Source organism: Photorhabdus africana, assembly GCF_035181445.1.
GTDB lineage: Bacteria > Pseudomonadota > Gammaproteobacteria > Enterobacterales > Enterobacteriaceae > Photorhabdus > Photorhabdus laumondii.
Map to the genome: position 1 here is coordinate 1 of NZ_JAXBVE010000027.1, position 12,437 is coordinate 12,437.

Here is a 12,437-nt window from a genome sequence, read left to right on the forward strand (position 1 = left end):
GTTTGATAGCCGAGGTTGGACGTTAAAAAGAAGACCACATTTTTACAGTCAATCACCCGGCCTTCCCCGTCGGCCAACTCACCTTTATCGAATGCCTGATAGAACAGGTTCAGGACATCAGGATGGGCTTTTTCCACTTCATCAAGCAGGACGACGGAATAAGGTTTCTGGCGAATAGCTTCGGTGAGTACCCCCCCTTCCCCATAGCCAACATAGCCGGGAGGGGAACCCATCAGGCGGGAAACCGTGTGTTTTTCCTGAAACTCCGACATGTTGATCGTGGTCAGATATTGACGTCCGCCAAACATCAATTCGGCAATCTGTAAAACGGTTTCGGTTTTACCGACGCCACTGGGTCCTACCAGCAAGAAGGCGCCCAATGGACGACCGGGACGGCGCAGGTCAGCTCTGGCGGTCAACAAATGCTGATGCAGGCATTGAATAGCCAGATCCTGCCCCTTGATGCTTTGTCCCAGGTGCGTGGGCAGTTCAGTCACCACGGAAAGTTCACTTTGTGACAGACGATTAAGGGGCACGCCAGTCCATTCAGCGATAACCGTTGCAATCTGGTTTTTATCCACGTGAGGAGAAACGAGCGTTTGTGGTTGCTGTAATTGTTCCAACTGTTCATTGCGTTCAGCCAATTGTGCAATCAACTCGTCAGTTGTCATTTCGGCCGATGTTTCGCTCTGTTTTGTTTCGTTAGTTAATTCTGTTTCGTCGGTTAATAGCTGACGGCGTAGTTCAATAATTTGCTGAACTAATTGCTGTTGTTGCTGCCAACTGGCTTCCAGTGCAGCCAATTTCTCCGTGGTTTCCTGCTGTTGTTGCCGCAGTTCATCCAGTCGATCCGTGTGCGGGTTGAGTCCCATGCGCTGTTCCCTCGCCAGCACGTCTGATTCCATTTGTTGCTGATGCAGTTGGTTTTTCAGGGCAGAAATTTGGCGCGGCGGTGACGTCAAGTTGATGGCCACGCGGGCGCAGGCGGTATCCAGCACATCAATGGCTTTGTCTGGCAACTGGCGTCCAGAGAGGTAACGGTCGCTTAATACCGCAGAGGCTTTTAGCGCTTCATCATCGATTAATACGCCATGAGAGTGTTCATAGATTGCCCGCAGGCCACGCATAATAATGATGGCTTCTTCCGCGGTCGGTTCGGCCACTTTAACGAGTTGAAAACGGCGGGAGAGGGCCGCATCTTTTTCGAAATATTTTTTGTATTCTCCCCAAGTGGTCGCAGCAATTGTTTTCAATTCACCCCGTGCCAGAGCGGGTTTTAGCAGGTTGGAGATATCCAGTCCGCCTTGTTGATTACCGGCGCCAATCAGGGTATGAGCTTCATCGATGAACAGAATAATCGGTACGGATGACTGATTTATTTCATTCATCATGCCTTTGAAACGTTTTTCAAATTCACCTTTTACCGCCGCGCCTGCTTGTAGCGCTCCCAGATCCAGTGTCATCAATTCACTGTTACGCAGTTTTTCCGGTACTCGGTTGTCGATAATGCGCAGAGCCAACCCTTCAATGAGCGCACTTTTACCGACGCCCGCTTCACCCACCACAATCGGGTTGTTTTTACGGCGACGGCAGAGAATATCGATCATTAGGTCGATTTCTCTGTCACGGCATAGAACAGGATCGAGTTTTCCCTGACGAGCTTGTTCTGTCATATTTTGAGTAAAACGGGCGAGCAAGCTATCGCTGCTGGCGGTAGCTTTGTTTTGTCCGTTTTTATCGTTTTCCACAACCGGTTGTTCGGCAGAACCCGCGGTCCATTGGGTAAAATTCTGGCGTAACAATTCGCGGTTTATGCCCGATAAAAGACGTGCGGATTGGGGTGTCAGGTAACGTAGCGGGCTGAACAGCAAGGTCATCAGCATGATACCGCTGCGTAATTCCTGATGCTGCATCTCAGTCGATGCTAACAGCCAGCTATCTTGTAACCACTCCACCAGCATTGGAGAAAAGTTAGGATAAGCCTGAACCATTGCTTGATGGTGAGGGATTATCTGATCAAGTTGCTCTTTCAGCAGATCACTGTCTACTTCGGCGTGATTGAAGATCGCTCTGACATCATTAAGAGGCGTGTTGATCATTTGCAGCAGTAGCTGAGCAACCGTGATCTCAGGTTGCTGTTGGCTGACACACTGCGCTGCTGCCGCTTCCAGAGCGTGCCGAGTCATCGGATTTAAGCGATTAACTAATGTAGGTAGATCAATCTGAATCATCGGTTCTTTCCTAGCTCAGTAAGTTATTTAGCTGTTGTAAGATGTTCTGGGTTTGGTTGTGCAGACGGATAGCGTAGAAGCCATAAACGATAGCGAGCAGCGTAATACCGCTCCAGAACAGATGTTTAATAGTCAGACGCTTACTCAAGCGATAGCGATCATTACGCTCATTGGCGTTACTGTGGAGAATGATGGGTGGAGCTTCGCCCCGCAGCGCGTGCAGTTGTTGGTGTAATCGACGGAATAAGCGTTCAAAGTCATCACTTTTCTGCGAAGCAACTTTATAGCGACCACGGTAACCGAGGCAGAAGCAAAGATAGATAAACTCCAGCAGATGTTGATAGCGCTGAGGTTCTCCCATCAAACGATCTAGTAACTGAAAGACTTTTTCACCACCCCACGTTTCGTTATGGAATCGAACCAGTAGTGATTGTTGTAACCACTCATTCTTGCTGTTCCAACCATGACCCAATGCGGTTTCATCAATGAAGGTACAGAGCGTATAGCGAAAAGAGATAATTGCGCCCGGCTCATAGCCTTTGGTTTGTAGAAGTTGTTCGATTGCCTGAATATCAGTGACGACCTGTTGATAAAGCTGGTCCGGCAGCGGTTGTTCGCCCATGTCTTTTAGACGCATGACCATGCCGAGCAGCGGTGTAGCGGCATCGATCATCGGGTTTAGGCTTTCTCCGCGTAGCGGTAACTGATACTGAAGATGCACAGTATTATCAGTGACTCCCTGCGTCGGAATAGGATTATCATTTATGGTTTCAGTTTTCATTAATCAATCCCGTTACTGACTGCCCAGAGCTGCATATCCAATCCAGGGAATTCTCCTGAAACGTGGAAAGCGATGGAGTTGCCTTTCAAAATCTCTTGCCATGCCGGACCTTGTTGATCAAAACGGAAGTAGGTGTAACCGACGTGATAAGGTAATTGGCGTGGGGCGGCGGAAAGCGCCTCCATAGCGACTCCGGGTAATTGGACGCTGACCATTTCGCGGATTTTTTCCTGCGACGCAACTTTGATCTGCTGAACGAACTGTCGGCGTAACTGCTCTTGTGGAATCTGTGCGCGAACGGCCAAGATGAGAGCTGCTTTGTGCAATAGATCGGGATCATGGATGGTTGCTACCCGGAAACCATTCCCCTGAATCTGTAGAGGTAGGGCGACTGCTCGTGGCATCAGAACGACATTCATTTCGCGGCGCATGTGACGCATGAGGTTCAGGAATGTGTCAGTCAGATTGTTATGATCATAATTTAGTATATTGCCGACCAAACGGGATTTATCCGTAAATGTTTTCAATTCAGCCCAAGTTTGGAGAACTTGGGTGAAGAAGTCCTGAGGGTGAAGAAGAGCTTGCTTAGAATAATGGGTAAACCACGGATGGACTCGGTTAAGTAACTGGAGCATCATAAATTCAGACACATCAGCAACGCCTTGCTGACCAGGTGAACCAATCTGCTTCGCAAGAGTTTGAGCTCGTTCCGTTAGTGAGTTTTCTATTTCACCCATATAGCGTTGCAGTTTTTCGGATACTTTGACAGCAGTACAAGTTGGGATGAAATCCTCATCAAGAGCGAGGGCTGCACCTTTAGCTCCCTCTTTTATCCGGCATAGTGGCAGCAAGGAAAAAGCACTGAGGTCTTCTGATCCCTGTTTCAGAATCGGTGTCAGTTGTGCCAGAGTGACGGGGCTGACATCACCATCATCCGTATGCAAGTCACGGATATTATTTATATGTTCACGGTAACGTACAGCCCCAGCATGCCTGGATTCAGGATGGGATATTTCATTAAAGGTATCGTTAGTTATGGGGAGCGCCAGGTAGATATTTTTGCTGCCAGGCCCGTTAATATCGGTCACATTAAGCGGTTGGAGAATGGCATCCTGATGGGGAATCGAGAATATGGTGCCATCCGGCATAATACCGCTGGCTTCGGTAATACTGATACGCCCAAGAGCAAGAAGATCTTTGTCGATAGTCAGGGAACTGAAACCGTAATAGTGTTCGATAAAGGTTGTCAGGCGGCTATGAGCCAGATAGTCATTATGTTTTTGTTGTTGCTGAAAGTGTTGTGGCTTGATGAATAATCCTTCGCGCCAAATCACCCGATTTTTACCTGACATAGTTATTGCTCCTCTTTTCTAAGTTCAACTTCGTTCGCTCTGATATGCACCAGAATGTCGTATTGCTGTCCTGTGTCTTTCACACGGATGACCTTTTTCCATTCGGATTGATTAATATCGGCATAGCGAACGATAACGCCGATGTAACGGCTATTTTTTTCCAGCGGGATGACTGGCAGTGGTTTGTACTGCCCCGGCAATAAGGTGTAATCCTGATGGTCGATATAATTTTTCCCCAGTGCTTTATCCAGTTTGTCACTCGCCAGTTGGTCATAATCAGCGGCAAGTAGACGGGAATCTTCACTGAGATAGAGCAGATGCATTTCAACCGGAGTGGCTTCTCCATTTTTATTGGGGTTAATATCAGGTTCTGCCAGCAAAGTGATCGCGACGGTGGAAGGTAAATTCGCGGGTTGACCAACTGGAGTTGATGGGTCCCAGACTACCTGCCCGACTTTCTTCGTTGCTTGCCATGCACTGCTACAGCCGCTTAATATCAGCGCTGCCAGCAATACAAACCATACGGTATAACTACCGGACCATGAGGTATTACCGCCGGAGCGCTTCATTACTGGCTATCCTCTAAACCTTGACGCAGAGCGCGGTCATAAGCTTGCTCATAGACTTCACCAAACAGTTTTTCGAACCCTTGTTGGCGGCTGGAAGCCAGTTCGCGGTAGTAATTGGTGTACATTTCCCATGCCCAGGTTGCATCTTTTTCCTGTGTCTCATTACTGCGGCGGTACTGAGCAAAACGATTCAGTAGGTGTTCCGGTGAGAAAGCATCCAACATGGTGTTCAAGGCGGCAGCGATCGCAATCCGGTTAGCCTGATAATGCAATTGCAGGTTATGTAAGCTTTCAGCGACCGCAGAGGGGGCAGAGAGATGTACCGGGCTTTTTTGATCCGCAAACATCACCTGCATAGTGGTGTTGTAATCCATGTTCAGCCGTAATGGGTTATCTTCAATAGGGCGCAATTGTTTATCACGCAGTCCATGCTGTGTACGCTGTAGTACCAGTAAACCTTCAATGGCCGCTTTCATGGTTTTGCCCATTTCTTCCAGAAAGTCGTTAGCCTGTTGGCTGTTATGTAAAGGCAATTGTGTGTTCAGACCTCTCATCAGGGGGGTGATAGCAACATGCTGCTGTTCCATGTCCTGATACTGTTCACTTAAAGGTGAAGAGATATTCGGTAAATCAATAAAATCCCGATCCATAGCATTGCCTCTGTTATCTGAGAGGGGAGAGAAGAATAATGGAGCTTGGTAATGGCCCTGCTGTAGGCTTTGGGTGATGCCGTCACTCTCTAAGGTCTGGTCCAGTGTGGTTAGATTTTCACTATCGAGAACCTTAAGCGGATCATGGCTGAAATCGTGCTTAATCGTGGGTGCCAAAGAACCATGATCGGTGAACTCAGTATCCTGGACTGGTTTTTTTTCCATCATTGCGTCCAGTGGATTGCTATAGCTGGAGACCAGTGATTCCGGTGATACCGTCATGGGATCAATACGATCTGCGTCGGAAAAACTGATATAGCTTTTGATCACCAGTTTACCAATGGTAATTTCATCCGCTTGTTGCAGGCGGATGAAACCGGTGCCAGAAGTCAAGGGGGACTGATTCACAAACAGGGGACCAGCGATCATTTGCAGACAAAATGCGCCATCACGCCACTGGATAGTAAATTGTGAAGGATTGATATTGCCTTGCAGATCCTGAATGGACCAAAGATGGCTCTCACTGCTGCCGACAGTGCCACCTTGAGTGGAGAATAGGCAACTGGCAGGTTTACCGCTTTCCAATTGGTCACTATTGAGTACTCGTAATGAAAGGGTTGGCTGTTGTTTTTCCATCGTCTTTATCCACTCACTGAAATGGTGATAAAAGGTTTCTTTTCCGGCTCGCCGAGAAAGCTGGTCCACCCCAGGTTATTGTTTAATTTCGTGCCAAGCACCATGCCGCCTGCTTGGTTTTCAGCTAAGCCAAGACGCAGATCCCAGGCCAATTGGTCACGCAGGACAAAACAGATAAACATCACCAGTGGTAGGAAATTTTTGCCGTCGGGAAGAAATGACAGGAAACGTTCACGGGATAGATCGTTGATGCATAACATAAACTTACTATTGTAGTTTTTTATCCATGATCCGATGGTGAAGTTTTCACCTAATACGGACATTTCCGTATTTTTATCACCATCTATTGTCAGCTTTTCACCCAACCGGTTTTGTTGTGATGAGGGAATGGCGACTTTCCGTAATTGCCAGCCATGAACAGTAACATCTGGCAAATCAAAGCAGTGAGAAACCAAGCTGCATATCACTTCTGGTGATCGGCCCGGGTTGGCTAACAGGCCAGCATAGGCTAGCATTTTGCTATGGTTGATCTTCAAATGAGTACGGTTCACACGGCTGCCAAGCCCTACCAAAGAGAACATGCGCTGAGAAAAATCATCCTGTCCATCCTTGTCGAAACAGATGTAATAGCGATATTTCCGCCAGATCTGATGGAGCATAACGATTGAACGGTGATTGAAAACATTCAAAAAGTCTGTCAGTCGGTTTTCATCCTGGGCGTCTTCCCATGCTAGCGAATCAAGGTAGTAACCAGGCATGGGAGACTGGCTGCCATGTAGCCCAAGGAAAGAGACTTCTACATGAAAACGACCTTGTTTGGTACGTTTCACAGAAACAATATCTCTAGTTGGAAAAGCCAGGCTGGCACTGGATGTAAAACAGATTGCTTCACGGTCAGGACGATTAGTTTGCCCCGTTTTTTCCCACGCTACCGCCAATTGGTTGAGTAATTCGACCAATTGATAAAAATCGTATTTTGATACATCCAACGAGCGTTTTGCTGACGAGTTGTTATCTGTTACATCAACGGATGTTGACCTATTTGTACCGGCCATTGATAGCATTCCTGATTATCTAGATTGATCACCTTCAACATGTGGAAGGAGTTAATGCTGGCATATAACGCAAGGAAGCGTGACAGTATGGTGCCGAACATATAGAGCTCTCCTTCAGAACAGAAAGCCTGTTGCCGGATATACAATGTTGATTCCGAACCACGAACTGGGAGACCTTTAAATAGCCGGTCTATTTGCCTCGTTTCGATCCGTTCAATTGCATCTAGACGTTTTTGGGATGATCGTGAGGATTGTCGGTTATATCGGCTGGGGAGATCGTAAGTACTTAGTACCTCCTTTAATGCGTCTTTGTTCAATAGTGTCATATAGTTCAGCGACATATTGGAAATAAGCTCCCAGTGATACTTGCCGCTCAGCAGTGGATAGAGTGGAACGGATGGGCGGGTTATGTTGCGAAATGGTGCAAATGAAGGGTTTCCCTCTAAAGCGTAATTAATATCACCTACCCGGAGTTGCAGTGGTAATTCGCGATTGGTGCAAGTTAGTCGGATAGAGATACTTTCACTACGCTCCAATTCCAGCAGCAATGATGCATCGCCACGCACGAAAGAGATATAGTGTTCAAGCCCGTTACGAAAGGGTGATTCTTTAACCCTAATACGGAAATAGCGAGTGTTGAGTTCGCTTTCGTGTTCGATTTGGTGATGAAAGCTTTCAAATGGCACATAGATCCGTTCAGCCCCTCTGCTGCGGTCGAGTGTACCGTCATTATTGGTCAGATAGCTTTCCACTTTATCCACGGAGAAAATATCGTAGCGATTAGGATGGCTATAGCTCGCTCTCAATGGATATTCGTCCCGGCTACCATCCAATCGAATAACTTCACCATCCATCGGAAAGAGATTGATTGCCGGAACACAATGCAACCGAAAAGTATCCTGACGGATTTTGATTTCTGGCGGCAGAGCTTCTGAGAAATAGAGATTTAGCGTGAAATCTGTGGCTTGAAGATCTGCCGGTAATTTAGGGATGCCAGTGACATCGAAAAACAGAAAACCTTCGGAAAAACAGAAGTACTCTTGTAAGACGCGATAACCCATATAGGCATTTTTCGGGTAAGGCAATAGGGCGTCCTCCCGATTAAAACCCACTGGAACGAAGTCAAAATCCGGTAATGAAATCGTGGTATCGCCTACAACAAGTTTTGCATCTTCAAGGTAGTAACTAAGCCAGAAATAGAGTTGTGTACTGCTGTAATCATCGCCGCTTAGATAAAAACGCAGTTTATCAAGTTGCAGCTCCTGTAAGTTAAGTTCTGTTTTTGAGGTGAAATTCAGACCGATGACACCCTGCTCATTACTATTATTGACCGAGATGTCTCGGATAGACATCGGAAACAGCCAAACATCACGGCATAAAGTGAAAGTACAGCGATGATTGTCTTGGCCTGTTTTTTGAGTATTGGTATTGCTTAAGTAATTATCTTCATCCTCATCATTTTCGTTATCATCTGCCAGTGGGCGGCTTTTGATTTGAGTTCCGCGTTGGATTTTCGTAGCTTGTTTGATGGCACTATCATCAGGTGTATATTGGATAATGGTCATGCTAGGCGTTGGCCGCAGGTAATTTGGCCATAGCATGTGTAACAATCCATGAGTCAGCTCAGGGAATTGATCATCAATTTTTGCCCGCAAATTACCCGCAAGAAAGGCAAATCCTTCGAGTAAACGCTCAACATCCGGGTCAGAGCCTTGTTCAGACAAAAATGAGGCGAGGTGAGGATGTTCAATTGCGGCTTGTCGCCCCAATTGCCTAAGGTAATCCAATTCCTCTCTAAAATATTTTTCAAGTGACATTTTATTGAGTCCTCTCTAGGCAATAACGCCGGTTGTTATCCAGTTGAATGTTAAATTCAACAGCGTCATGAATATCATCCAGGGATACCTGGGCGCTGATGTGAAAACGTAACAACAGCGGATCACTATCATCGTGGATTGCATTGACAGTGACTGACGATATTCTTGGTTCATAATTTGTGATGCAATGCTCTATTGCTTGCTCAATACTCTGTTTAAAGTCAGTTGCCGTGGTTGTGGCGTCATTGAGATCAATGACGCCAAGATCAGCCGCACTCTGACAAGCACCCGGATGAGTATTAAGAACATGATTCAGGTGTCGTTTTATGGAGTTGAGCAGTTCACGCATTCTTGATTGGCGGGAAGAACCGGAGTTCTTCCCCTGAATACGCTCGAACAAGCTGGCAGAGCCTTCTCTATTCCAACTGTACAGCGCAGCCATGACTCATTACTCCTTATCCAGACGGCCTACTAGTGACAACTCAAAGCTGGCTCCCATATATTTAAAATGAGGGCGAACTTGCATTGCCACTTGATACCAACCTGGATCGCCTTCCACATCCAAAACCTGAATTTGGGCAGAACGCAGAGGGCGACGGCTACGGACATCCGTTGGTGGATTTTCCTGATCGGCGATGTACTGTTTCAGCCAGGTGTTCAGTTCACGCTCCAAATCTTGACGCTCTTTCCAGGAACCAATCTGCTCGCGCTGTAACACTTTGATGTAGTGTGCAAGGCGGTTGATGATGAACATATAGGGCAGTTGAGTACCCAGTTTGTAGTTGGTTTCAGCCATTTTCCCTTCGCGAGTATTTGGGAAAACTTTTGGCTTCTGGACTGAGTTGGCAGAGAAGAATGCAGCGTTGTCACTGCCTTTACGCATCGTCAGAGTGATAAAGCCCTCTTCCGCCAATTCGAATTCACGACGATCGGTAACCAAAACTTCTGTCGGGATCTTGGCCTGGATCTGTCCCATTGCTTCGAACAGGTGAACCGGTAGATCGCTAACAGTACCCCCGCTTTGTGGGCCGATAATGTTCGGACACCAGCGATATTTGGCGAAGCTGTCAGTTAAACAAGTTGCCAGCAGATAAGCGGTATTACCCCACAGGAAATGTTCGTGATCTTTGCTGACATCTTCCTGATAGTTAAAGTTTTTAATGGGGTTTTCGACGGTTGAATAAGGTAGACGTAACAAGAAGCGCGGTGTTGTCAGACCGAGATAACGTGAATCTTCCGATTCGCGCAGCGCACGCCATTTGGTGTGTGCCGGGCCTTCGAAGACAGATTTCAGATCTTTAATCGCCGGCAATTCGGTAAAGCTACTGATACCAAAGAAATCAGGCGCAACGGAAGAGAGGAATGGCGCGTGAGCCATTGCACCAACCGCGCTGACATATTGCATCAGTTTGATATCGGGTGAGCTATTGCTAAACGCATAGTTACCGATGACCGCCGCAACTGGTTCACCACCAAACTGGCCATAACCTGTTGAGTAAACATGTTTGTATAAACCTGATTGGATGATTTCTGGTGAAAATTCGAAATCTTCCAGCAACTCTTCTTTGGTTGCATGGATGATATTGATTTTGATGTTTTCACGGAAATCTGTGCGATCGACTAATAATTTCAGTGAACGCCATGATGATTCCAGCTCTTGGAACGCTTTGGCGTGCATAATTTCATCGACTTGAGTGCTGAGTGTCTTATCAAGCTCAACAATCATTCTATCAACGACAAGCTTGTTGATAGGTTCTTCGCTAGTACCGGTATCCAAAATGCTGCTGATAAAAGCGGCAACACCCTGTTTCGCGATATGGTAACCATCATTTTCCGGTGTCATTCTTGCCTGAGACATAATCTCGTCAAGCAAAGAAGTCGTGGACCCTGGGGTTAATGTTGTACTGCTCTCTTCATGCAAGGACATGTTAAAAACTCCTTTTTAGTCAATTACTTTTGATTGACGATTTCAAGCTCTTTTAGAAGTTGTTTGCGGACTTTCTCATCACCCAATAACTCCTGTAAGCGGGTGCGGAATGCCGGAATATTTCCTAATGGCCCTTTTAGTGCGACAAGTGCCTCACGCAGCTCTAAAAGTTTATTTAATTCAGGCACTTTCTTCGCTACGTTATCGGGTGAGAAATCATTGAGTGATTTTATTTCCAGGTTAATTGGCAGGTCATCTCCGCTATTATCTTTGAGGCGATTGGGGACACTAAAAGTGAGATTGATATTGGCTTCATTCATCACGGCATTAAAGTTATTTTTGTGCACAGAAACAGCTTGCCGTTCTTCAATTGGCGTATCTTCTTTTGTTCCTTTGAGGTCACCAACGATAAGTAGGTTAAGGGGTAATTCAATCTCGGCGACTTGATCACCGGTATTCGGAACGTATTTGATATTAATCCTTTCTTTTGGCGCTACGCTACCTGAACTATTTTTACTCATATTAAAATCCTTTGGGTAATACACAATTAGGCAATTAGGAATTATCTGATAACAATATTGATGAGAGAGTTGCCCTTGATACCTACCTATATGTGATGGAGAACATAAAATTTCCCCGGATTAAAAAACGGGAGATTCACTACATTAAATTGGATAGTAAGCTGACTTTTATGAGCATATAGATAAATACGACATTCAGAATGTTCTTATTCATCGAACAATAGCATCAATATAGAGCGATCTGCAAAGCAGAGTGTCGCATTTTGTTTTTTTATTGTAAAGATAAAATATATGTAGATATACCCCTCTATTTAGCCTTTTGATGATTTTATTTGATTTGGCAATAAGTTACAACTTGATGCTTTCTTAATCCACTTCTTGATTAAAGTACTCCATAAAAGGTATTTTAATGATTTTTTGTTTCATTTTGTAACAAAGTATTTCTAGATGTATTTTTGTTTACATATTAGAGTTAATTTCATATTGGAAATATTATTTCCGTTATTAACCAAGTGGAGGTGTTTAATTTTTTGATCCAGTTGTCAATTTTTAATTGACCAAAATATAATTTAGGTTGTAATTGTTAAAGTTGTTATATTTCATATGGATATGTCATACCATCGCTAAATTAAATGAGTGTTAATAGTTAATTATTCTGTAAATATGGTTAATTTCAAAGTTATATTTTTTAAATGTCATTAATTATAATATTTTTATTTATTGGTGATGGGTAAACAATTTTGCAATTTAGATTTTATTTTGAAACGAGCGGGTTGGTATTTATTATTCATTTTAGCGTTCAATGTATTCGCAAGTGATTTTTTCCAAGATGAAATAATCACTATTGAAATTAATATGAGCGTTACCTTAATGTTGACACAATCTCTATAAAGGATAT

At 45.1% G+C, this 12,437-nt stretch carries 10 protein-coding genes; all 10 read right to left on the reverse strand.

Annotated features, from left to right (window positions below):
* Window positions 1–2,231, reverse strand: a 2,231-nt coding sequence (gene tssH / locus SLS51_RS15215; protein WP_323839536.1) for a type VI secretion system ATPase TssH, incomplete at its 3' end; no start/stop codon positions are given.
* Between the two features lie 10 nt (window positions 2,232–2,241).
* Window positions 2,242–3,012, reverse strand: coding sequence for a type IVB secretion system protein IcmH/DotU (gene icmH, locus SLS51_RS15220; protein ID WP_323839537.1), 771 nt, complete (start codon window positions 3,010–3,012; stop codon window positions 2,242–2,244).
* Window positions 3,012–4,364, reverse strand: coding sequence for a type VI secretion system baseplate subunit TssK (gene tssK, locus SLS51_RS15225; RefSeq protein ID WP_323839538.1), 1,353 nt, complete (start codon window positions 4,362–4,364; stop codon window positions 3,012–3,014). The genes icmH and tssK overlap by 1 nt, the downstream gene beginning before the upstream one ends.
* Before the next feature lie 2 nt (window positions 4,365–4,366).
* Window positions 4,367–4,933: a type VI secretion system lipoprotein TssJ gene (gene tssJ, locus SLS51_RS15230; protein WP_244868943.1), complete on the reverse strand. Its 567-nt coding sequence runs from the start codon at window positions 4,931–4,933 to the stop codon at window positions 4,367–4,369.
* Entirely contained in the window at window positions 4,933–6,219 is a 1,287-nt protein-coding gene (gene tagH, locus SLS51_RS15235; protein WP_323839539.1) for a type VI secretion system-associated FHA domain protein TagH, read from the reverse strand. The genes tssJ and tagH overlap by 1 nt, the downstream gene beginning before the upstream one ends.
* Before the next feature lie 5 nt (window positions 6,220–6,224).
* A complete protein-coding gene (gene tssG, locus SLS51_RS15240) occupies window positions 6,225–7,274 on the reverse strand; it encodes a type VI secretion system baseplate subunit TssG (RefSeq protein WP_323839540.1) in 1,050 nt (349 codons plus the stop codon).
* Entirely contained in the window at window positions 7,238–9,091 is a 1,854-nt protein-coding gene (gene tssF, locus SLS51_RS15245) for a type VI secretion system baseplate subunit TssF (protein ID WP_323839541.1), read from the reverse strand. Before tssF ends, tssG begins: the two co-directional genes overlap by 37 nt.
* 1 nt (window position 9,092) lies before the next feature.
* A complete protein-coding gene (tssE, locus tag SLS51_RS15250) occupies window positions 9,093–9,533 on the reverse strand; it encodes a type VI secretion system baseplate subunit TssE (protein ID WP_323839542.1) in 441 nt (146 codons plus the stop codon).
* Between the two features lie 6 nt (window positions 9,534–9,539).
* Complete coding sequence (gene tssC, locus SLS51_RS15255) at window positions 9,540–11,018, reverse strand: type VI secretion system contractile sheath large subunit (RefSeq protein WP_323839543.1); 1,479 nt, start codon at window positions 11,016–11,018, stop codon at window positions 9,540–9,542.
* Between the two features lie 23 nt (window positions 11,019–11,041).
* Window positions 11,042–11,539 (reverse strand): type VI secretion system contractile sheath small subunit, encoded by a 498-nt coding sequence (gene tssB / locus SLS51_RS15260; RefSeq protein WP_323839544.1) that lies wholly within the window; start codon window positions 11,537–11,539, stop codon window positions 11,042–11,044.
* Window positions 11,540–12,437 lie beyond the last annotated feature (898 nt).